The sequence below is a fragment of the Desulfosporosinus burensis genome, assembly GCF_054657535.1.
Genome location: NZ_BAAHYN010000001.1, coordinates 133,353 through 156,490, shown reverse-complemented (window position 1 = coordinate 156,490; position 23,138 = coordinate 133,353). Strand labels below are relative to the sequence as shown.

Genomic DNA, 23,138 nt, shown 5'->3' with positions numbered 1-23,138 from the left:
TCGACAAATGTCTATAGAACTGCGGTAAGCGCTATACTCTGTATGTGGTCGATAAACTATTGAATTCGATCACAGGAGAGGTAACTCGACAGTACCAACCCAAGGTTATCAACACCATAACAATTTCTCCAGATAATTTGGAGGCGGTCAAACAAGGGGTGCGAGGTGTAGTTACTGGTGCAGGAGATGATCCTGGGACGGCTTAGGGGATCTTCGCAGATCTACCGGAATTTACCGGTGGGGCTAAGACAGGAACAGCCCAGCTTGGAAACGTAAACACGGCTTTAGGGAAGACGTACAACGGGGTGTTTGTGGCGTTTGCCCCTTATGATAATCCTCAGATTGCCTTCGCTGGGGTGGTCGAGTTTGGGGAGAGCGGTGGAAGTACAGCAGGCTATGTGGCAAAGGCGGCATTCATGAAGTATTTTGGTTGGAAGTCCACGAATGGGAAATGAAAAGCGAGTCCGATGACAATCCGATCACGAATGATAAAATCTTTTGAAAAAGTAACTGGGCTGAAACAATTCAAATCGCCCAGTTACTTTTATTTCGCTGATTTAAGATATCTCACAAAATCAACCTATGGTTGATTTTGTGAGAATAAGTTTTCGTTTGTATGACGTCCATAGGGAGTTCCCAGGCAGAGGATGGAAACAGAGATTTAGCACAAGTGGCAGAGAAGGGTGTACATGTGAGAAAACCAAAGAAGAAAAAAAGGAAACTAGCCTATTTTTCCAGAGAATTCTTAGTCTACATTCCACTTGTATTTATGGTTATCTGTATCGTTGGACGATTATTTTATATGCAGGTCTATAATTCCGAAACCTTAACTGCTAAAGGGATTTCCAATCGAACGACAAGTCAAACATTATTACCTGAACGAGGGACTATATCTGATAGCAAGGGAAATGTCTTAAGTCGGAGTGTGTTGGCTCAAGAAGTTTATGCAAATCCAAGGGGACTTACAACTCTTATCCAAACGAAGAAGTTCACCAGAATGACCAAAGAGGAGATTGCCAAATCGTTAGGAGAAATTCTAGGTCAAGATTCGAAATCTATTCTCGCCAAACTCAACAAAGATGTGTTGTGGATTAATATAGCTCGTCAAGTAGACCTTGAAAAAATAGAACAAATTCGCAAACTCAAACTTCCAGGCTTTGGTTATGCTAATGAATCCAAACGAATCTATCCCTTAGGTACATGGGCTTCATCTGTCCTAGGGTTTGTCAATCAGACGGGTCATGGGATAGGGGGTATCGAGGCTTATTATGACAAAACACTCTACGGCACTCCTGGGCAATCCATGTCGGAAAAGACCACAAGTCGTCAAGAGATTCTCGATGCTAATTCTAGCATCGAACCGCCACGGCACGGAAACAACTTGGAATTAACACTAAATACTAAGATTCAAACGATAATAGAACAACAATTAGTCGCTTTACAAACAACGACTCAGGCTGAAAGCGTTACTATTTTAGCCATGGACCCTCAAACGGGTAAGATTTTAGGAATGGGAACAACCCCATCGTTTGACCCTAACAAGTACGGGGATGTCGCTCCTGAGCTTTGGACAAACAGAGCAATCAGTATGAATTATGAGCCTGGTTCAACTTTTAAAATAGTAACGGGGTCAGCTGGTTTAGAAGAAGGGCTAATCTCTCCCAATGAATTATTTGTAGACCTAGGATACATAACTTTCGGAAACCGAACGATTCGAAACTGGGACTTTGGAGTAAGACCTGCTGGCAGTATTACCTTTACCAAAGGAATGGAACAATCGTCTAATGTTGTCATGTCTCAGGTGAGCTTGAGACTTGGATTGGCGAGTTTTTATAAGTATCTTAGAGCCTTTGGTTTTGGTGACAAAACGGGTATTGATATAGCGGGAGAAGAACGAGGCTTAGTCATTCCTCAAGAAAATGTAAAAGATATCGAACTGGCAACCATGTCGTTTGGACAATCTAATATGGTAACCCCTATTCAACTACTGACGACCTTGTGTGCTATCGTTAATGGGGGTACGCTATATAAGCCTTATGTCGTTGATAAAATTACCACACCAGAGGGGGTTCTTGTTCAGCAAAATCAGCCGACTGTTATTCGAAAGGTTCTTTCTAAAAGCACATCGGATGAGATGGCAAAGATTATGGAAAGCGTTGTTATCAACGGAACGGGGAAATTAACGATAATCCCAGGGATTAGGGTGGGTGGTAAATCAGGAACTGCCCAAAAAATTGATCCTGTAACTCGTAGTTATTACCCTAATACGTTTATAGCATCGTTTGAAGCCTTTGCCCCAGTCGATAACCCAAAAATTGCAGTTTTAGTGATTGCGGATAGTCCTAAGGGTGTGGAATATGAGGGTGGACCACTGTGTAGTCCTGTTGCTAAAATAATTATACAAGGAGCTCTTGAAGAATTTGATGTACCTTTTTCTAATGATGCAACAAGCACCATTGCAGTCACCGAAAACGATGTTCCTGTTAGATCTGTTTCATCACAGAGCGTCCCTGAGCGTCCACCACTAGCTAGCGAGGTTGTTGTTCCTAATCTTATCGGAATGACGATGCGACAGGTTGGAGAAACGTTAAGCAAGTCGGCATTGCATTTCAACTTTAGTGATAGTGGGCTTGCTATTGAGCAAAACCCTGTCGGAGGCAAGGTGGTGGCTAAGGGAGCTATCGTTGAAGTTAAATTCGCACCGTTGCCACCTGCGCCCCCTCCACCAACTCCGCCTCCGACCCCGTAATAACAAAGACCAAATAAGCGAAAACCCCCGTCTTATCTATAAAAGATCGGGGGGTGTATAAAAAATGGCTTTGTTAGTAGATTTATTGTTTTTTTAGGACATAGTGTATAGCGTAATAGCCTGATGTGAGGTAGCGCAAAATGGATACTATGAACGCTTAAGGAGTTTAGAACCTTAGACAAACCCAAGAAGTTGGAGCTATACAAGCTCATAAGACAGCACATTGCCCGATATCGCTAAATTGGGGAATTTCATTATTGACCTTCTCGAAACTCGATTCAGCGTTAAAAGTCAACGAATGGGAACTGAAAAGCGAGGAAAATTAATATGCACTTGAGAGGACTGATGTTATTAGTTTGAACACAAGGTATTATGTTAGTGTGACAGCTGATATTGGTCTTTGTTTTAAGAAGTTAATACTTAATAAGCTATTTATGGCATTTAGCGCTACATTAATACAAAAAACGTTGTATGATTATTATCTTACCAATCTACAAATGATACAGTAACCCATAATTTTTCAGGAATACAAGAGAGGTTTGAATAAGAATGAAGAACAGAAATATTGCCCCAATACTAAAAGCCATAATTGCTGCTGCTTTGTTTGGAGCAAGTGCCCCAATTTCAAAACTACTTTTGGGTGAAATTGCCCCAACTCTAATGGCATCCTTTCTATATCTGGGCAGTGGTATCGGGCTTTACGTACAGAGATACTACCGAAGTTTAGACAATCGTTTCAGTGATGAGGCAAGACTTACCAGAAATGATTGGCCCTGGATAATTGGTGCTGTATGTATAGGCGGGATAGCAGCCCCCATTGTGCTGATGTTTAGCCTGAAAAATACACCGGCGTCTACGGCTTCCCTTTTGCTGAATTTCGAGGGTGTAGCAACTACCATAATTGCTGTTGTAGCATTCAAAGAGGCTGTTGGGAAAAGGATATGGATGGCTGTACTATTGATTACCATGGCAAGTATATTGCTTTCATGGGGTTCATCCGGGCAGTGGGGTTTTTCATTGGGTGCTATTGGAGTACTTGGTGCTTGCATTCTGTGGGGGATAGACAACAATTTCACACGAAACGTTTCGGACAAAGACCCTCTCTCGATTGTAACAATCAAAGGATTAAGTGCCGGTACTTTCTCCTTAATTCTATCCTTTATCTTGGGTTTTTCGTTGCCTTCTTTCAAATTCATTCTTTTGGCAATGCTCTTAGGCTATTTTAGTTATGGGTTGAGTATCGTATTATTTATTCGAGCCATGAGAGAATTAGGGTCTGCTAGGACAAGTGCTTTGTTCGGAACGGCTCCTTTTGTTGGAGCAGTACTATCTTTGCTCTTGTTCAGAGAAAGCCAGGGCATGTTGTTTTTCTTTGCTCTTCCTATCATGATTATTGGGGCAGTCTTTTTGTTCAAGGAAGAGCATGAACATTTACATGAACACGAATTAACTGAACACGAGCATAGGCATTACCACAACGAAGCACACCATACACACTGCCATTCTAGTGATAAAATACCAGAAAGTGGCTACCACTCCCATGTTCATGAACACGAATCAATAATTCATGAACACCAACATACTCCTGACATTTACCATAGACATGCACATTAGCACTAAGACACATAGTCTATAACTTTTGATCACTAAACAATTATTAGTTCTTGTATTAAACAAGCCTCTCCCGAACAGTTAAGCGTTTTGAGGGGCTTTTTTTAGTATTATTTCTGTAGCCGTTTTTGCACCGGAAGCTGTTAGTGTAGCCCGGTTGCTTCTATGGTATTTTAACAAAAATGTTAAAAATCCGTTAAGTTCATGTAATTTTCATATGGTAGATTCTATTTGTTAATTGAAACTGGGAGGTCTACAATGACTTGAACTGAATGATTTAAAAAATACAAAGGAAGTGTGCAATGGATTTAATAATGAACCTGTTTGATTTTGTTATGAATCTCGATAACAACCTGACTGAACTGGCTAGAAATTATGGTATTTGGACATATCTTGTTCTATTTGTAATTGTATTTTGTGAAACTGGGTTGGTTGTTACACCTTTCCTGCCGGGAGATTCTATGATTTTTGTAATTGGTGCCTTGTCAGCGAGCGGTGAGCTGAATTTGGCAGCTATTACACTTGTATTGATTTTGGCGGCTATTCTGGGTGATACGGTAAACTATCATATTGGCAAGCGCATAGGCCCAAAGATTTTCCATAAAGAAAATGTACGGTTTTTAAAAAAAGAATATCTCGTGCGAACACATGAGTTTTATGAGACGCATGGGGGCAAGACTATCATAATTGCCAGATTCATACCGATAATCCGAACCTTTGCTCCATTTGTGGCTGGAATGGGAAGGATGACCTACTGGAGGTTTATCAGCTACAATATTATTGGAGCAGTGATGTGGGTAGCATTATTTATAGCCGGAGGGTACTTCTTTGGCAATATACCTACTGTTAAAGAGAATTTTACCCTTGTAATATTTGCAATCATATTTATTTCTTTATTGCCGGGAGTGGCTACCTTTATAAATAATAAAAGGATAAAAACTTCTGAAGAAAGAACTTAAACTTACACATTTGCAGGCTACAACAAAATTAAGCTGGTTATCAGAGAAGGTAAATAACGATTAACGAGGAGGATTCAGTATGAGTTTTTTTTCAAGATCAAGAAGTAAAGGACATTACCCATATCAAAATCATGGTGGTGGCCATTATAAAAGACCACATGGCAGGGGAGGAATACTTGGAAAAATCTTTGATGCCTTAACAGGTTCAAAAAGGCATTTTCAGTCCTACTCAAACCGCCACAACGTGCATTATCCAAACCGGCATCACCGTAAAAGCTCGTGGTCTTGAACCTATTTAGACATGATAAACTATTTATGCCCTCGGACCGGATAGCTGAATATTACGTCGAGAAAATAATAGGAGAAGGCCGGTATGGTATCTGTTATCAGGTTTCTCATGGTCAGAAAACATATATACTCAAGCAACTAAAAAGGGGAATGCTGAAGAAAGCAGGAGCAAAGGCCCAGTTTGAGGAAGATATTTTAAAGAGTTTACAGCATGAGAGCGTTCCCCGGTTTATTAAAAAGATTGAGCATGAGGACTTCTGCGGCTATGTACTTGAATTCAAGGAAGGTAGAACTTTTGAGGATATTATTTATCTTGACAAGCGCGTGTTTGAAAGAGAAGAGATATATCGAGTAGGAAGCCAGCTTGTCGGGATTTTAAAGTACTTGCATTCAAAAAGTATAGTCCATAGAGACATAAGGGTGCCAAATACCTTGTATGATGGTCAAAAGGTTAACCTTGTTGATTTTGGGCTTGCCCGCTGGATTAATAACAAGAAATACAGGGCAGACATGGACTTTGCATTTTTAGGAGATTTCCTTCTTCATCTGTATTACTCTTCTTTTGAATTCAAAGGTGACAAGAAACGTCCCTGGTATGATGAATTGCATTTGCATCAAAAGGAACTGTTATTTTTAAAAAGGCTTATGGGTGTAGAGCAAAGGTATAAAAGCATTTTAGAAGTGGAGTACGAATTTTACGAGACGTTTGAAGCTTTTAAATGAAAGGCTGGTGCAAAGTTGGATTAAGAAGAAATCTATGATTTATTTTTAAAAGCTACCCTCAAAAAGTAATGATCTGTTGCGAATAACTCAGTGAAGACAGGGGGTGGTCAGTGGAAAAGAATCGAATGTAAGATTATTCAATAAAGCAGCGCCATTGTAGTTAATTTGTGAATTTTAGTAATTAGTTTGGAAGGATGATTTTAATGAAAAGTTTAAAAAATACGTTAATGGTAAGTACATTGTCTCTAGGTCTGATAATGGGAGCCGTAGCTGCAGTGAGTGCTGCTACATCAGGAACGTCTGTGGACCCTAGCACTACTGCAACTGTAACAACCAGTACCCCTGCAACCGACCCAGCTACGACTGTCATTCCTGCAACTGACCCAGCTACGACTGTCATTCCTGCAACTGACCCGGCTACAACTGTCACCCCGGCAACCGACCCAGCTACAACTGTCACCCCGGCAACCGACCCAGCTACAACTGTCACCCCAGCAACTGACCCAGTTGCAACTGTTACCCCGGCACCAGTCACCCCAGCACACGTTACCCAAGCACACGTTACCCCAGCACCAGTTACCTCAGCACCAGTTAGCCCAGCACCAGTTAGCCCAGCACCAGTTACCTCAGCACCAGTTACCCCGGCACCAGTTACTCCAGCACCTGTCACTCCAGCGCCCGTCACCCCTGCACAAAACAATTATCACTACAATGACGGACATTCAAATATGAATCCCCAACAACACCAGCAAATGCATAGTACGCAACCAAGCCAAAGTGCTCAACCATCCAGTACGAGTAAAAGCACAAATATGAACGGAAATGGTTATAATACTAATCACAATTCTAACGAGAATCATAATACTAATAGGGGTGAGAATCATATGTCCGGTAGCCAATCCGGTCATGAATGATAAATAATAATAATGCGCCCGGTCGTTTTGACTGGGCGCATTATTATTATTTTGAGTAGTTATCGGAAATCCTTTTAAGGATCAGTTGGTAACACATTTTCCCTTAAAACCTAATACTCCGGAAATGCCCGCCGGAGCAGTAATAATGATTGGAATATGGGTCAGTCCGGCTGGGGGGTCTGGTACAAAAGCTTCCTTGTTCCTGGGGCTAATGTCTACAAAATAATTAGGGTTTAATACCCTGGTTGTAAGTGGAATTTGAATTAGATGAATTAGATGAATTAGGAATCGATGAATTAGGATAGGTATTAGGAATCGATGAATTGGGATAAGAATTTTGGGGGGTATATGGAGAACCATTGGTTGATGAATTTACCGAATTATTGACAATCCTTGAGTCAAGAATATAATTCATATTTGTAATAATTGAATATAGTTCGTTACTGACTATATATTTACGCGTTCGTCCATTTTCAACTAAGAAAATTTTAATTTTCGGAATCCCCTTGTTGTCATTTTGAATTAACCGTTGTATAAAGGCATAATCATTTGCATTTAAGTTAAATTGAGTAATTACTCCATTATTATCAAATAATATCCAATAGCCTGTCAGGATATCACTTTTTTCGGAAGTCGTGAGAGAATTTTGGTTAGAATAATCAAATGAACTAAATGTTGAAGAATCATATATGTTAGAGGAGCTTGGGCTTGGATAGCTATATGAATTCAAATTATTAGTTGGATAAGTGCTAGGTTGGTATATCTGACTTGTTGCGGCAAGGGAGGAGCGCAGAGCGTAAGAACCCCCTTTGAAAAAAAATTGATAAACAAGGTATAATATTATTATAATCGCTATGACAAAAACTAAAGTACCTATCTCTTGTTGTTTCATCCCATAGGGTATACGCCCTCTCTGGTTTTGCATAAACCTCCTCCTTTCATTTTTATTTACTTGAATTTCTAAGCCCATTAGGTTAGGAAACACCGCAAGAATAGATTATTTAACTGAATTATTGGGAATATTGGAGCTCGAATTGATCGAAGTATTTGGGCTCGTATTGGTAGACGAATTATAGGGTTGATTGGCCGATGACGGAGCAGAAGAACTCGAATTCACAGAATTGTTCGGGCTTAAATTTTTAGGAACATCAAGATTTCCAGAAGCATTGAGACTTGAATTTACGGAACTATTTAGATTCGAATTTGTCGAACCCTTAGACACTCTGGCATCTATGACCGATAGATTAGATACAACCGAATAGATTTCATTACTGACCATGTATTGACGGAAGCGGCCATTCTCGACCAGAAAGAGTGTATTATTACCTGTACTTTTACGATCGCTTTCGATCAACTGTCGGATAAAAGTAGTTGTTTCAACGTCAGCTGAAAGTTGACTCATCTGACCATTTACTACAAAGAGCAGCCAATATCCAGTTGTTACTTCACTTTTCTTGTCACTAGATATGTTGTAAGTACTGGGGGAATTTTGTATGGAATATGTGGGCGATTTCAGAGCTGAAGAATTATTTGTATTAGGAAGGCTATAGTTATTAGAATTCGTTGCTGCATAGGTTGGGTTGATTACAGAATACATCTTATTTATAAATTTAGGGAAGAATTGATACGCTATTATGCCAATAAGTACAATAACTGAAACTAATTTCCCTATCGATTGGCGCTTTTTGACTCTCGGCATACTGCCCCACTGATTTGACATTATCTTCACCTTCCATCAGAAATTTAACGTTGCAAGCTACCTATGAGAACAAGCCCTGGAGTAACAACGCCTTGGGCATTCTGTACATATCGAATTCCTGGAGAATAACCGTAAAACGTTATGGGGGCTCCTAAAGAGAAATTTTGATTTCGACCGATCAGAAAAAAATCGATTATAGTTCTTCCGTCATTTGCCAAAACGATTATTTCAGATGAACTCCCAATGGTTATACTTTCAAGCTTGCTTGTTGGAGAAAATGGCTGAACCGATTTAACATTGCCGGAAAACTGAAGGTACTTACCGTAATAGTTAGAGGGTTTATTAAATACCAAACTGGGTAAGGGGGTAGTGGGAGTTAAATAGCCTTTTTTCGTTTGAAGTAAAGTTAAGGCGCGTAAGGTGTTGCCATTTGTAGTGACGTCAGGATCTATTGTATTCCAGCCTTTGATCGGTGTTATAGTAAAAAAAGCCTTTGAAACATTGGTGCTAAAAAGCCAAATTAATAAGACGAATCCAAAACCAAGAATTAGAATGTAAGGATAAAAGTTAAAATTTGGGTTATTGAGCGGTTTCATAGCTTCATCTCCTCAGAACCCTAAGCGGGTTCCCCGTGTTTGCTCTCTACTAAACAAGATCAGCATAGTTTGGCGGATTAAGTCGTGCGTCAGACGTCCCCACCGATTAGACATAAACTTCCTCCTTTGGTCGAAGTTTACCGATCCAAGCGCTTTAGTAACAAGCCCTAGAGTACCCCTCCTTAGTCGAAAAAACATTACTATCTCACTCCATTAATAGTGTATTATAACGTTATTGATTTATGAATACATGAACATATATTCCTATAAAGACGTAGTATACTCGTTTAAATAAAGCTGAGCATTGAGGCTTCAGATAGGATAGTCTCCAGTGACATGGTTTGGTTTTTGAGTATAATTCATGTTGTCAGCACCTTCTACAAAAGAAGACAAACCAAACGTGAAGGCCAAGCATTTCGCCCGCCTTCTCGTTTGGTTTTTTATTATGAATTACAGCATTGTCACATTAATGTTCTTTTATGTTACATAAGGCGATGATTCTATAAGTGTTTTGACTCCCTAAAATTTATTTACATATTTGTTACATATTTGATACATATTCTTTAAGTTTTGGACATTGAATTGTTACAATTTAGGACTAAGCTAGTATAGCCCAAGGCTAATCAAAGGAAGATTCAGGATGGACGAAATCGAGAAATAAAACGGAATCAGGAAGTGGGACTCAAATCACGGATGAAGGGGAGAAGACAATGGTGTTGAAGAATCTCAAGGGAGGACAAGGAGAACCTTCTCAAGCCGAGCCGGTAAATACTGAGGAGAAATCCGACACCAGCGCAACACAGGACTTGCTCGAGACTATTAGACTCTGGATTTGGGGTCCCAAAAGGATGTCTCCTTTAGAGCAAGTTAAAGATATTGGTATCAGTGAACCTAAACCAGACAAAGCTGATGGAGCTACTTCAGAAGTAAGTTTAAGCAATCTGGAGGAAGGCAGTCAAGGAAATATTTTAGATGAAGGTTTGGCAGAAGATCAGAAAAATTCCGAAGGGCACGATTTGGGAAATCAGGCAGAAAAAATTGTCTGCGGAATTGAAAATATCAAAGAATATCAAGTGGAAAATAGCCCGGAAAGCACAGAAGTTGCTTTAGAAGAGGTCGAGGGCTCGGAAGTAGGAAAAATCCCTGCAAAAAAGAGCTTTAGAAAGCTCCTTATTATCCCGATTCTAGTTATCTTATCATTGCCCGGCTATAAATTATATGGATTTATTACCGAGCCAAAGCCCCCCAGTGAAGAGGTAGTAGCTGCTTTCAGCGGTAAATACCTTACTAAAGAAGAGCTATCTAATTATATCAGTTTAAAGGGATATAAAGACAAAGAACACGGTTTATGCGAAAAACATGGGTTCGACCACAGTAAATGCGACAAGACCGAGGTGTGTGAAACCCATCCTATACACAGTATGGAAGCATACCAGCAGATCATAAAAATGATGGCAGTCCAGAAAATTGTGGATGATTGGGCAAAGGAGAAAGGCGTTACTCAGAAAAATGAGGTGAAGCATGATTTCCAACATCTTGTGGAAGAGGTCAGCTTGGATAATCTAGTGGATAAAGTGCACAAAGACCAGCTTTCTCCTGACAAGATAGAGAAGGGGGAAATACAAAATTATTATGATGCCAACAAAGATAAATACAAGGATAGGCCTTTTAGTGAAATTGAGGGTGAAATTAGAACTAATCTAGCCGCTGAGAAGGATAAGCAATTCTTTCCCGAATACATTGAAAGGCTAAAAAAGAACGCAGCCTTGGATGTGAATTATAATATCTTGAAGGTAGATGACCCGACGGAAATGGAAATGCGAGACTTCTATGAGAAAAACAAGGAAAAATTCTTTGAGCCCAAAAAAGCTAGAATACTAGCTATTCAGTTGGATATATCCGGATCAGAGGGTGAGGTTCTTAAAAAGGCTAATGAGGCATTGAGCAAGATAATGAGCGGTGAAAGCTTTGAGGAGGTCTCTAAAAGGTATTCTAGTAGTAAACAGTTAGATGCCTTCTATGTAAAGCAGGGCGAGAAGGGAACAAATTTTGAAGACAAGGTATTCAGTCTCCAAGTTAACGAAATGAGTTCTGTTTTTAAAGATGGGAACAGCTTCTATATTGTGAAGTGCCTTGAAAAACAGGAAAAACGACAGAAAACCTTTGCTGAAGCGCTAAACGAGATTAAAGCAGGCGTCCTGAGTGAAAAGGAAGATAAGCAGTATGAATTAAGAAAAAATGAAGCATTATTTAGTATTCACGGTAAACGATTTACTTTAGGTGAATTTAAAGCAGAATTCAAGGAGCTTTCTCCTGAAACTCAAGCTAAATTTGCAGGCTTTGAAGCAAAAAAAGACTTGATAGACCAGTTAATAGCCAAGGAGCTACTCCTTGAGGAATCAGGGGACGATACAGCGGATAAGGAAAGCAGCAAGGAAATAGAGGAACTGAAAAGCCAGTATATAAGCCAGATATTGCATAAAGAAGAAATAGACGAAAAAATAGGACAAATTTCGGACGAAGAAGCAAAGAAATTTTACGAAGAAAAAAAGAATTTATTGTTTGATCCGCCTAAAGCACTAATCAGCTTGATCAGGGTTGAAACGGGTACATCGGATGTAGAAAAGACTAGGGCCCGCCAGCGGATTGATGAAGCGCTGCAAAAACTTAAAGAGGGGGCTGACTTTGCGGCGATCGCGAAAGAGTATTCCAATGATCCGACAGCATCGGCTGGGGGTGAAATAAAAGAATGGCTCTATGATAATGATCTCCTTGACCAAGTACTGAAAAAAAATATCTTTAGGCTCCAACCTGACGAAATAAGCAGTGTTTTTGAATATGAAGGCGGGTACTATGTAGTAAAGTTGCGGCAGAAGGAAGCTAAAAAGCAGAAGACGTTTGAGGAGGTTAAAGCGCAATTAAAAGAGGCCTTGTTGGACGAAAAGCACCATGTGAAGGAAGCGGAGCTGGAGAATGAACTTCTTAAGAAGTCGCAGCTCGTGATTTATAATTCTTCTCTTAGAAAGATGCTGAAGGAAGCAACCATAAACTAAGAAATAATCAAGTGAAGGAAGGTGATGGTCGTGGAAAGAAAAGAGCGTACAATTCTAATTGCCGTTATTGCAAATTTGATTCTCATTGTTTTACGCTTTTTCCTGGCAAATATTTCTGGGAGTCTGGGATTGAAAGCGAATGCCTGGCACTCGTTTACAGACGTTTTTGTATCGTCAGTGGTTTTCCTGGGACTATTCATAGGGCGTATCGGGGCAAGGAAGGTAACGAAGGCAACGAAGGTCATAAGCAGGCTGGAAAATATTCTTGCCTTGTTTGTATCTGTTTTTATTTTCTATATGGGTATTGAGATATTATTTGAAGCCTTAGGAAATGAAGGAAAAGAACTGAAATATGTTGCCGTTACGGCTGCTGGGGCATTCCTAGGTGTAATAATAAACTACTTTATGGCACGTTATAAATTGTATGTAGGAATGCAGACCAACTCCCAAAGCCTTATTGCCGATGGTTACCATTCCAAGATGGATATGTACTGTTCTATTGCAGTTTTAGTTGGCCTGACGGGTTCTTTATTCGGTATGAGCAGTTTGGATAAAATAACGGCTATCATAGCTATGGTATTTATGTTTATAGCCTCTTATGAAATCTTCACAACTAATCTAAAAACGCTCAGTTCAGGAGAGGCTCACAGGGATGGCCACGAGCATTCACACTTTAAGTTTTCTTTCAGAAATAAGAAAATGCTGGCAGGAGTTTGTTTGGTTTTTGCTGCAGTGTACATGGCGTCCGGGATATTTTTTGTAAAATGGGATGAACAGGGAATTGTGAGGAGATTCGGAGCGGTTACCCGAGAAAATGTATCCCCCGGGCTGCATTATAGGCTGCCTTTTCCTATCGAGAAAGTGGTGCTGGTGAAGAAGGACAACATTAGGAATGTACAGAGCGGAACAAATTTGTTACTGACAGGGGATATGAATCTTGTAAATGTAAACATGGGAATCCAATACAAGGTTTCTAACGTTGTAAATTATTCGCTTAAAGTCAGCAATCTGGACAGCTTGATTAAGGCGGTGGCCACCACAAGCATTCGCCAAGTGGTGGGTGAAAAGAATATTGACTTTTTACTGTCTACTGGAAAAGATGAAGTGGAAGTGTCTTCAAAGAAACTACTTCAAGAGGCCTTGGATAGAAACAATACAGGCGTGCAGGTTGTAAACCTGCAGCTTTTAGAGATGACCCCTCCGAAGGAGATTATTGACAGTTTTCAAGATTTGGCTAGTGCAAGGCAGGATAAGGCAACTTATATAAATGAAGCACTGGCATTCAGCAATACAGTCATACCCGAGGCAAAGGGAAATTCATATAAGACCATTAAAGAAGCAGAAGCCTATAAGGATGAGAAAGTTAAAACAGCCCAGGGGGACGCTTTACTTTTTGTTCAAAAATTTGAAGAATATCAAAAATCAAAGGGAGTAACTGAATACAGGCTTTATATGGAGACAATGGATAAAATCCTGCCGAAGGTCAAGAAGATACTGCTGGGCGGTAATATCAAAGTCGAGGGCACCGACTTATGGCTGACGAATGATGGAGTAGGAAATCCTATTATTAATGGAGGAGGCGGGAAAGAATGAGTGTTAAGATGAGTGAAACGTTAAAAATAAAACCTAAAATTTTAGTAGGTGTAATACTTGGCCTGGTTTTACTGACTTTAAACCTTATAGTTTATACAGTCGACATCACTGAGTATGCCGTGGTAACTCAATTCGGAAATCCTGTAAACACGGTGCTTCAACCCGGTTTAAGAATCAAGCTGCCTGAGCCTATACAATCTGTACAACGGTTTGATAATAGAGTTCAGATTTATGAGGCCGAGCCTTTGGAACTGCTGACTTCAGATAAAAAGAGTGTTAAGGTCGACTATTATGGGACGTGGCGGATCACCGACCCTGTTACTTACCTGAAAACAGTCAAGGACAAAGTTGGAGCAGAAGCGAGATTACAGGATGTATTTTCATCAAGTTTGGGTGTTAAACTGGGTCAGTATAATTTAGATGAGCTAATAAGTGTAGACACTAACAAATTAAAACTCAATGCCATGATGCAGGATACTGTTCAGAAATCTAAGGAAAAAGCTAAAGAGTACGGCATAGAAGTGGTAGATGCTCAAATAAAGGTTTTGAATTTCCCTGAAGCGAACAAGCAGAGCGTATTTGCCAGAATGAAAGCTGAGCGTGAGCAAATGGCAAAGAAATATCGCTCTGAAGGAAGCGAAGAAGCGGCTAAAATAAGGGCGGATGCTGAAAAGGAACAAAAGATACTTCTTTCAGAAGCCTATAAACAGGCACAGAAACTAAAGGGTGAGGGGGATGCTGAAGCTATAAAAATATATGGGGAAGCATTCCAAAAGGATCCAAAATTCTATGAATTTACTCGTGCCCTTGAAACCTATGAAAAAACTATTGATGAAAAAACAACCCTTGTACTCCCTTCAAATTCCGAAATTCTTAAATACCTGGAAAATGGCAAGGTTGGAAAATGATCGTTTGTAAAATTCTAACTGAAGGAGGTATTTACTGTGAATGAAGGAGATAATAAGCCCCCTAAAAGAGCTATCAAAGATAGTCTTCTTTTAATCTACAAAATCATAAAGGATAGGTTTTCAGCCTTATTCCATATGCTCAAGAACCGTTTCAGCGGTAAGTATAATAATGCACAAAATAACAAGTTACGAATCTCAATTGTAGAGGATATTGCCCAAGCGTTTAATCATATTAATCCTAAAAAAACTGCGCTAGCAATGGGATTAGGCTTTCTGTTAGTATACGTTCTGACAGGTATTTATATGGTTAATCCAGGTGAACAAGCCGTGATCAGGAGATTTGGCAGCGTCTTGGATAAACCCATTTCTGAGGGAATCCACTACCGTTTGCCGTGGCCTATAGACAAGGTGGAAAAGGTTAATGTATCGGAGGTCCGCAGAGCGGATGTGGGGGTCAGTCTACCCGACCATGTACACAAAGACAACCCTCCCCAAAACATTCAGCTGTTGACGGGTGATGAAAACATTATCAGTACCGAAGCTATTGTGCACTATAAAATTATTGATGCTCCTAAGTATTTATATAATGTAAATTCCGATGAGGAACGTTTAGTTAGAAATAGTGTAGAAGCTGCAATGGTTTATCTGACAGCAAGCATGGGTGTGGATGAGATTTTGACCAGTGAAAAAGTCAAAGCGCAGGACATGATTATGAAAAAGGCACAGGCTATCCTTGATAGCTATAATTCAGGGCTACAGGTTTCAACCTTTAATATCAAAGCGATTGTACCCCCGGATGAGGTTGCCAATGCTTTCCGGGATGTTACAACAGCAAAGGAAGATAAAGAGAAGCAAATCAATCAAGCCAGAGGGTACTACAACAGCCTGATTCCTGAAGCTCGAGGCAAAGCCAACGAACAAATCACCAAGGCTGAGTCTTATAAAGCGGAAGCAGTAAACATAGCGAAGGGTGATTCCCAAAAATTTGAGACAATGCTGGTAGAATATCAGAAAAACAGCCAAATATATTCGCAGGATACCACAAAATACCGTCTGTTCCTAGAAACGATGGAAAAAATATTACCTAAGGTCAAGAAATTTATTGTTAATCCCTCGGACGGTAATATTAACTTAAGGCTTTTTGACCAAGCTACCAGCCAGAAAAATTAAAAACTTTTCTACTTTCAAGAGAGGCTGAAACAAAACTTGTTTTCAAGTTTGTTTCAGCCCCTTCATGCTCTGCGTCGGTGACGAAAGCCTCCAGTGGAGGGTTTCGCCGAAACCCATCATCCAGCGCTATATTATTCGTTGAGGGCTGTGCGCTTTCGTCACCTAAGTCGCGATGTTCAGCTTTAGCTGAACGAGAGTAATCAACTAATTTGTTTTTTCACTATTTTGCGTTTTGAGGAGAAATACCAAATTAAAGATGTTCCTCCGAATAAAAGTAAACCTGCTATCAAAGCTTTGATAAAACTCTGGGGATGTTTAAATATATACCAAAAGTCACGGCCTATCCATGACTCCCAAGCAATCATTGGTATTTTGCCTAAAAGAGTGGCAAGAAAATATGACCTGAATTTCATAAGAGACAGTCCAGCGGCGTAATTAATTGCTGCTGCTGGAATCACTGGAATCATACGTCCAATCATGACCATAAAGAAGCTTCGTGATTCGGGCAACTCTGCCCATCTTCCTAGTTTTTGGAGTTTAGGTTTAGCCCATTCTTGCCCTAAAGATCTGGCGAGGCAAAAACCTAATGAGGAACCAAAAACACTGCCGGTCAAGGATAAGAAATAACCGGCTATTGGTCCAAAAAGGATAACATTTATACCTGCCAGTAATGCAAATGGAACGATTGGAAAAAGCGTTTGAGCAGAAATTATTAAAAAATCTAAAAAGATCCCTTTCCAACCTAGCGAATTAATTAGAATCTGTAAGTCTCTTGCATTTTGAAGATGTGGATAAAGGAACCATATCAGAGCTAAAGATAAACATATAGTAACTACAGAAGCAACTTTTTTCTGGCTTAAAATAATATCTCCTCCCTGCTGCAACTCTCAGAAATAGTAAGTGGCTAAGTTTCTGTTTCAGGTTCAGATTGTTTCAGGGTGAAGCTAAACTTGCTTCCTTCTTCAAGCCTGCTTTCTACCATGACTTGTCCGCCGTGTTTGTCTACAATTTCCTTAACAATTGCTAAGCCTAACCCTGTTCCACCTTCGCTTCTAGACCGTGCCTTGTCCACTCTGTAGAAACGGTCCCAAATAAAGGGTAAGTCCTGAGGAGGGATGCCTTGGCCAAAATCGGTAATTTCAACGATAATCTCTTCGTTCAGGGAAGTGGCGAAGATAATGATTGCTCCCCCGTGAGAAGAATAGTGGATAGCGTTATCTAAAAGGTTGTAGATTACTTGTTCTATTCGATCCTCGTCTCCATAGCAGAAAGGCAAGTTTTGGGGAATATCGATATTTACGGTTAAATGCTTACCTTCCAACTGAATTTTAAGACTTGTTAATGCTCTGTCTACAATTGAACGTAAAGGGAATTCATCTATATCAAAATTAGCTGTTTGAGAATCGAACCGAGAAATCTCCAAGAGGTCATTAACAAGACGGCTTAAACGATGAGTTTCCTTCTGAAGGATTTGAAGATATCTGGTTTCGTCTTGCCTGTCTTTTCCTTTTCCCTGAATTAGGGCGTCGATATAACCATGGATAGAGGTTAGAGGACTTCTAAGTTCATGGGAAACATTGGCTACAAAGTTGCGTCGCATTTTCTCGAGTTCAGATAACCGTTTAGTCATGTGATTGATCGATGAGGCCAGCACGTTTAATTCATCTTTGGAATTAATTTCCACTCGCTCATCAAATTTACCATCGGCAATGTTCTTAGTTATTTCACATACTCTTTTAATAGGCCTGGTAATCTGTTTAGTTAACAGAAAGCCGATACAAATTGAGATGAGAATTCCAATCAAGGCGGCACCAAGGTAAAGTTTGCTCATTGTCTTGGTTGTATCATTCACCCCTTTTACCGGTGAGTATAAGATGACTCCGCCGATAAACTCATTTTCGTCAAAAATGGGGGCTATCGTTCGTATCATAGCTTTCTTGAAATACTCGGTCTGTCCTGTTCGAATACTGACCTTGCCGGATTTCAGTTGATCAAGGTCCATCTCCTCTAAGGTATTTCCCAGGCAGTATAAGTGATCTGCCGAAGCAACAATTACTTTGCCATCTTTGTCTATGATCCAAACCTCTGTTCCCAATACTCTATCTGCCCGATTAACTGTAAGTATCACAGGTCGAGGGTCTAAGTTTGACGTGAGAAATGGTTTAACTATATCGCTCAGCTCTTGACTCCGTACTACAAGTTCTTGTTCCTTGTTTTTAATCAGATAGTTTTGTACCAGATAGACTTGCATACTGCCGACTATGGCAATTGCTACCAGGACTATCCCGATATAGCTGGCCAATAACTTTGAAAAAATACTTTTATTCATCTTGAGGAGCCACGAACTTGTAACCAAGTCCCCAGACTGTCTGAATGTATAAGGGAGCCCCAGAAACAGACTCTAGTTTTCTTCTTAATCTCTTGATAGTGTTATCGATGGCTCGAGTATCACCCATATAGTCGAATCCCCATACTCTCAGCATAATAGTTTCTCGTTGGAGGACTATTCCGGGGTTACTGGCAAAAAACCAGAGTAAATTGAATTCTTTGGACGTAAGTTCTAAGGGTTGGTTAAGAATTTCTGCTTTAAAGGTTGCGTTGTTTAGGTAGATGCCTGGATACTCAATGATCTGAAGGTTTTCCGCAGGAGCAGAATTAAAGCGTCGTAAAACTGCTTTAACTCTGGCTAAAAGTTCGCCAGGAATAAATGGTTTAGTAATATAATCATCTGCACCAAGTTCTAACCCGAGGATTTTATCATAAGGGTCGTCCTTGGCTGTAAGCATAATGACTGGTGTATTGGTGACCTGACGAATTTTTCGGCACAACTCCCAACCGCTTAATCCAGGTAACATAATGTCCAGCACGATCAAATCAAACGGTTTTTGTAAGAAGGCTGAAAGGGCAGATTGACCGTCATATGCTAAGGTGATATTAAAATCATCGCTTAAGTATAGATTTACCAAATTACAGATGTGTTCTTCATCATCCACGACGAGTATTTTTTTCTTGTCCATGGGTATCTCCTTATTTGAAATCAAATGTATTCTTTCCTTTTTTATAAAGGTCTATAAAAATAGGGGGATGAAGACCTTTTCCACAAACGATGTAGATTACTTTGATATCATATTAGGTCCTGTCTAGCCAGAGTAGTCTTTGCACTATCTGTAACATTTTGTTACGGCAATGCAAAGACTACTTTTCTTTTGTTATTTAATTATTTGATTTAATATCTGACAACTTCTAGCGAAAATAAGCAAGGGGATCAGTAGGTTTACCATTTATTCGGACCTCCAAATGGAGGTGTGGACCAGTGCTCCAACCAGTTGACCCTACATAACCGACTAGGTCGCCTGCATTTAAGTTTTGGCCGTTTGGAACGGCTATTTTAGACTGATGGGGGTACATCGAGGATATCCCTTTACCATGATCGACTATCACTGTATTGCCATAGGCTCCATACCAGCCGGAGTATATTACTGTACCTGCACCGGCAGCATAGATAGGAGTCCCGTTCGGCGCAGGTATGTCTGCTCCTGTATGTAAGCTCTTGGCTTTAGTAATTGGATGAATACGCCAGCCGTAAGGGCTGGAAATGGTGTGATAATCTGGCAAAGGCCAATAACTGATGCTGCCAACCACACCGCCGGTGCGCTCGGCTTGTAACTGACGAATCTTTTGTTCCAAGGCTTGGGAATCTTTTTCGAGTTTGTTGATTTGGGTAAAGAGTTCGTTTTGTGCTTGAGTGACTTCTGCCAAAGAATTCTGCTCTTCCAGTTTTTTGCTCTCTAGAACGCCTTTAGCGGCGATAGCTTCTTGTCTTGTTTTTTCGGCTAAATCCCGTTTTTCTTTAAGTTCTTCAGTTTTTTGAATGACTTTTTCTTTTTCAATTTTAAGCGTTTCGAGTAGCTCCTGGTCGTTTTGAATCAGCGCTTCGAAATAATCGAGCCTAGTTATTAAGTCACTGAGGTCCCTTGCTTGAAAAAGTATATCTAGGTAACTGAAGTTTCCTTCTTCGTAAATTGCCCGAACCCTTTTGCTAAGGGCTTCCTGTCTGTTTTCAAGGTCCTTTTGTTTGGCAAGGAGCTCTTTTTCTGCTGCTTCCACGCTAGTCTTAGCTTCAAGATAGGCAGTATCTTTTTGGGACAGGGCTATTTTAGCTACGCTAATTTGGCTCGCCAGTTCCTTAAGATTCTGTTTCTTTTGTTCCTCAGTGAATTGCAGATCTTTAATCTGGCTCTTCGCTTTATCCTGGGCTTTTTCAATTTCCGTTTGCTTAGCCATAAAATCATCAAGCTCATTTGCTCTGGCAGGAACAACCATGGAACTGACTAAAGTTATTGTAATACTAAGTGCTATAAGCCAAGGATTACGCAACAGTGACAAACCTCCAAACATTTGCATAAATACCGATTATAAATATTACAATTCGACATGAAGCCTCTGTAGTCCTGTTGAAAAGATAATTGTAACAAAAATGTTAAAAAGGTATATGGATTATCCGTTATACGCTGATTAATCTTAGTACGCATAAACCAAACGAGAAGGTCAAGCATTTCGCTTGTCTTCTCGTTTGGTTTTTATCACGAATCCCTGCTATCCCTGCTATCCCTACTATCCCTACTATCCCTCTCTGTGTGCTCACCCGAACTCTGCGGCCACTTGGACTGAAGCTGAGTATTAAATCCATCTTCTTTTTCTATGGGTTGTTCTCGTTCTTGATCTTGTTCTGTTTCCCCGTTATAGGGAGGGTTCGTAGGTTGTTGTGGTGTAGAACTTTCCGGCGTGCTGTAGTCAGGGGATATTTCGCCGGAACTCGGTTCGGTCGAATCATGGGATGTTTCTGGCGGAGGTTCAGGGGTTGTTCCTTGTGGAGGTTGATTTACAGCAGAATGGCTGGAATCATTGGGTTCGCTCCAATTACTAGAGGTGCTGCCGGCGGATGACTGGCTCTGGTTCTTGGAACGGTCCGTATAACTATGGTTCTCGGTAGTCTTTGATTCCATATCTGAAGGTTGGCTGTGCTCTGGACTTTTTTGAACATTTGGCTCTGGCTTGGTATCTGCGGAGTTATCTTTCCAGTTTTGTGCTCTTACCTCCAAACTTTCTTCAGGGAAAAGGCTGGATACACTAACATTCGCATCCACCAGAGCTTTTTGCACATCATTGCGGAGGGTATCGGGTTGAACAGTGATACCTTTCTCTTCACATCGATCATAAATTAGATAACTGTTAACCGTCATTCCCTGTTGTTGGGCCTCCTGTTGGATTTTCTGGTTCGTTTGACCGACAACCACACTTCCGGACAGGTTCCTGCGAGTCATTTCATCACGGATTGTGTTTCGGAGTATTTCGGTATCAATCAATTGGTTTCCCCACCTATTGATCGGTACCACGCTGGCTAAAACCAGGTTTTGTGTTTCATTTAACATTCCTTTGCTGTTGGCATTTTCTACGATTAAATTAACGGTTTGATAAACGTCTAACCCTTCAATAGATATTCCTTCTAATAAACTTGATGCACCATTGACATCGCGCACTTTAATAACCTTACCTTGGTTGTTAACGAGCAGCTCGATACCTTTGTTGATATCCAGAGCAACGGATGCAACCGCCATATTAGGAATGAATAGGAGGTAGAAGGCAGTGATAAATACAAATAATAAAACCGCTGCTGTAGTAGAATATTTAAGCCAGGAATTATGGAATGATGGTATCCGTTGAGGTTTTATAATCACGTCAATCGTCTGCCCTACTTTAGGCGGCTCTTTAGGAGTAGAGATTTCTAAAAAGTCGCCTTTTTCTGTGAAGATGACAGTAAGCTTTGGTGAGGTTCGCATCACGACACCTTTGGTTTTCTCCATATTTCTTCACCTACTCTCCTAGTTCTACTGGAATCTGCATGAAAGTTTTTAGCGGATAAAATGCCGGCTCAGATAAGATGAGAGCCAGTGCAATAAGATATTTTCGCCCCTTTTCCAGGGCTTTGCGTTTCACGCCGGTCAATACCTCCAGTTCTTTAATGGGTAAAAGTCTATAAGTTTTAAGATATGCCATAAGGCCAGGGTTATTGCTTAGAGCCAAGGCTGCCTTTAGGAGAGTTTGCTTGCTGTCTTTTTGTTTCGGGGAGACTTTTAGTAAATCATCTAACGTCACTTTATAGTAACATAGCACGCGGACGTAGTTTTCAATGACTTCTGCTAAGGCATCTTGCTTCTCGATTTCTTGATATTTCTCTTGGGAAGTATCAAGATCGTAGCGGCTTAGCTCTTCATCCTCTAAGTTCATGGGCGAGAGGGAAAGATGTTGATGTTTGCCTTCTTTGCGAAAATAGTCCACTAATCTTCGGCGGATCACCATTTGAACAAAACTATGAAAAGAAGCTCCTCCATGGGGGTCGAAGCTGTCAATCGCTTCATTAAAGGCTAAAAGAGCAATGCTGAGCTCATCGTCATTATCCCAGGTTAAATACCTACTGCAGATTTTGGAACTTACCCTAGCTATAAATGCTTTATGAGATCTGATAAGTTCCTCTCGGACGGGAGGATCACCGCTCTTGGCTGATATTAGGGTCTCTCTCGAAACCTGTTCTTGCATTTTCATCACTCCGCTTGATAGTTATTCGTAAGTATGCAGCAGTTTCAAGGGGTAGAAAAAAACATTCTACTCCCATTATGGGTGTAGAATGTTACAGCATTGTCACATTAATGTGTCTTTTGTGTTGCATAAGAACAGCAAACAGAAGTTACGCTGGTGCTAGGTAAAGATTTTCTAAAATGTCCTACCCCCAAAATAAATTAAACTCTTACGAATTGTTTAGTGAACAGAATCTATTCAATGAGTTATGGTTGCGAAATGGAAAGAAAGTGAGCTGT

19 protein-coding genes and 1 pseudogene are annotated in these 23,138 nt (G+C 40.4%); 10 read left to right on the top strand and 10 right to left on the bottom strand.

Annotation, left to right across the window (positions count from 1 at the left end; genetic code table 11):
• Nucleotides 1-17 precede the first annotated feature (17 nt).
• The 6 genes and pseudogenes from ACYQ3Q_RS00875 to ACYQ3Q_RS00850 all read left to right on the top strand — a co-directional run.
• Nucleotides 18-455 (top strand): annotated as a pseudogene (locus ACYQ3Q_RS00875) (penicillin-binding transpeptidase domain-containing protein); the annotation flags it as partial.
• Between the two features lie 236 nt (nucleotides 456-691).
• Nucleotides 692-2,749, top strand: coding sequence for a penicillin-binding protein (locus ACYQ3Q_RS00870; RefSeq protein ID WP_459926792.1), 2,058 nt, complete (start codon nucleotides 692-694; stop codon nucleotides 2,747-2,749).
• A gap of 549 nt (nucleotides 2,750-3,298) precedes the next feature.
• On the top strand, nucleotides 3,299-4,363 hold the full coding sequence (locus ACYQ3Q_RS00865) for a DMT family transporter (RefSeq protein WP_459926791.1): 1,065 nt from the start codon (nucleotides 3,299-3,301) through the stop codon (nucleotides 4,361-4,363).
• A 299-nt stretch (nucleotides 4,364-4,662) separates the two neighbouring features.
• Complete coding sequence (locus ACYQ3Q_RS00860) at nucleotides 4,663-5,319, top strand: DedA family protein (RefSeq protein WP_459926790.1); 657 nt, start codon at nucleotides 4,663-4,665, stop codon at nucleotides 5,317-5,319.
• Nucleotides 5,320-5,398: 79 nt separating this feature from the next.
• Nucleotides 5,399-5,608, top strand: a complete 210-nt coding sequence (locus tag ACYQ3Q_RS00855; protein ID WP_459926789.1) for a hypothetical protein — start codon at nucleotides 5,399-5,401, stop codon at nucleotides 5,606-5,608.
• Nucleotides 5,599-6,330, top strand: a complete 732-nt coding sequence (locus ACYQ3Q_RS00850) for a protein kinase family protein (protein ID WP_459926788.1) — start codon at nucleotides 5,599-5,601, stop codon at nucleotides 6,328-6,330. Before ACYQ3Q_RS00855 ends, ACYQ3Q_RS00850 begins: the two co-directional genes overlap by 10 nt.
• A gap of 181 nt (nucleotides 6,331-6,511) precedes the next feature.
• Here the strand turns inward: ACYQ3Q_RS00850 and ACYQ3Q_RS00845 are convergent, their stop codons facing one another.
• From ACYQ3Q_RS00845 to ACYQ3Q_RS00830, 4 genes are all read right to left on the bottom strand, one after another.
• Nucleotides 6,512-7,030 carry a hypothetical protein gene (locus tag ACYQ3Q_RS00845; RefSeq protein ID WP_459926787.1) on the bottom strand — a complete coding sequence of 173 codons (519 nt, stop codon included), beginning with the start codon at nucleotides 7,028-7,030 and terminating at the stop codon, nucleotides 6,512-6,514.
• Nucleotides 7,031-7,470: 440 nt separating this feature from the next.
• Nucleotides 7,471-8,169 carry a hypothetical protein gene (locus tag ACYQ3Q_RS00840; RefSeq protein WP_459926786.1) on the bottom strand — a complete coding sequence of 233 codons (699 nt, stop codon included), beginning with the start codon at nucleotides 8,167-8,169 and terminating at the stop codon, nucleotides 7,471-7,473.
• 72 nt (nucleotides 8,170-8,241) lie between these two features.
• A complete protein-coding gene (locus tag ACYQ3Q_RS00835) occupies nucleotides 8,242-8,964 on the bottom strand; it encodes a hypothetical protein (RefSeq protein WP_459926785.1) in 723 nt (240 codons plus the stop codon).
• 23 nt (nucleotides 8,965-8,987) lie between these two features.
• Nucleotides 8,988-9,539 (bottom strand): hypothetical protein, encoded by a 552-nt coding sequence (locus tag ACYQ3Q_RS00830; RefSeq protein WP_459926784.1) that lies wholly within the window; start codon nucleotides 9,537-9,539, stop codon nucleotides 8,988-8,990.
• Nucleotides 9,540-10,249: 710 nt separating this feature from the next.
• Here ACYQ3Q_RS00830 and ACYQ3Q_RS00825 point away from each other — a divergent pair.
• The 4 genes from ACYQ3Q_RS00825 to hflK (ACYQ3Q_RS00810) are packed head-to-tail and all read left to right on the top strand — an operon-like array spanning nucleotide 10,250 to nucleotide 16,263.
• Nucleotides 10,250-12,592, top strand: coding sequence for a peptidylprolyl isomerase (locus ACYQ3Q_RS00825; RefSeq protein ID WP_459926783.1), 2,343 nt, complete (start codon nucleotides 10,250-10,252; stop codon nucleotides 12,590-12,592).
• A gap of 30 nt (nucleotides 12,593-12,622) precedes the next feature.
• Nucleotides 12,623-14,185 (top strand): FtsH protease activity modulator HflK, encoded by a 1,563-nt coding sequence (hflK, locus tag ACYQ3Q_RS00820; protein WP_459926782.1) that lies wholly within the window; start codon nucleotides 12,623-12,625, stop codon nucleotides 14,183-14,185.
• Complete coding sequence (gene hflC / locus ACYQ3Q_RS00815; RefSeq protein ID WP_459926781.1) at nucleotides 14,182-15,093, top strand: protease modulator HflC; 912 nt, start codon at nucleotides 14,182-14,184, stop codon at nucleotides 15,091-15,093. Before hflK (ACYQ3Q_RS00820) ends, hflC begins: the two co-directional genes overlap by 4 nt.
• Nucleotides 15,094-15,129: 36 nt before the next feature.
• Nucleotides 15,130-16,263 (top strand): FtsH protease activity modulator HflK, encoded by a 1,134-nt coding sequence (hflK, locus tag ACYQ3Q_RS00810; RefSeq protein ID WP_459926780.1) that lies wholly within the window; start codon nucleotides 15,130-15,132, stop codon nucleotides 16,261-16,263.
• Nucleotides 16,264-16,463: 200 nt separating this feature from the next.
• Here hflK (ACYQ3Q_RS00810) and ACYQ3Q_RS00805 read toward each other — a convergent pair whose 3' ends face one another.
• The 6 genes from ACYQ3Q_RS00805 to sigI form a co-directional block, all read right to left on the bottom strand.
• A complete protein-coding gene (locus tag ACYQ3Q_RS00805; protein ID WP_459926779.1) occupies nucleotides 16,464-17,147 on the bottom strand; it encodes a TVP38/TMEM64 family protein in 684 nt (227 codons plus the stop codon).
• A gap of 20 nt (nucleotides 17,148-17,167) precedes the next feature.
• Complete coding sequence (locus tag ACYQ3Q_RS00800; protein WP_459926778.1) at nucleotides 17,168-18,592, bottom strand: sensor histidine kinase; 1,425 nt, start codon at nucleotides 18,590-18,592, stop codon at nucleotides 17,168-17,170.
• Nucleotides 18,585-19,280 carry a response regulator transcription factor gene (locus ACYQ3Q_RS00795; protein WP_459926777.1) on the bottom strand — a complete coding sequence of 232 codons (696 nt, stop codon included), beginning with the start codon at nucleotides 19,278-19,280 and terminating at the stop codon, nucleotides 18,585-18,587. Before ACYQ3Q_RS00795 ends, ACYQ3Q_RS00800 begins: the two co-directional genes overlap by 8 nt.
• Nucleotides 19,281-19,506: 226 nt before the next feature.
• Nucleotides 19,507-20,667, bottom strand: a complete 1,161-nt coding sequence (locus ACYQ3Q_RS00790; RefSeq protein WP_459926776.1) for a murein hydrolase activator EnvC family protein — start codon at nucleotides 20,665-20,667, stop codon at nucleotides 19,507-19,509.
• 179 nt (nucleotides 20,668-20,846) lie between these two features.
• Entirely contained in the window at nucleotides 20,847-22,127 is a 1,281-nt protein-coding gene (locus ACYQ3Q_RS00785; RefSeq protein ID WP_459926775.1) for an anti-sigma-I factor RsgI family protein, read from the bottom strand.
• A gap of 10 nt (nucleotides 22,128-22,137) precedes the next feature.
• Nucleotides 22,138-22,860, bottom strand: coding sequence for an RNA polymerase sigma-I factor (gene sigI / locus ACYQ3Q_RS00780; protein ID WP_459926774.1), 723 nt, complete (start codon nucleotides 22,858-22,860; stop codon nucleotides 22,138-22,140).
• Nucleotides 22,861-23,138: the final 278 nt, after the last annotated feature.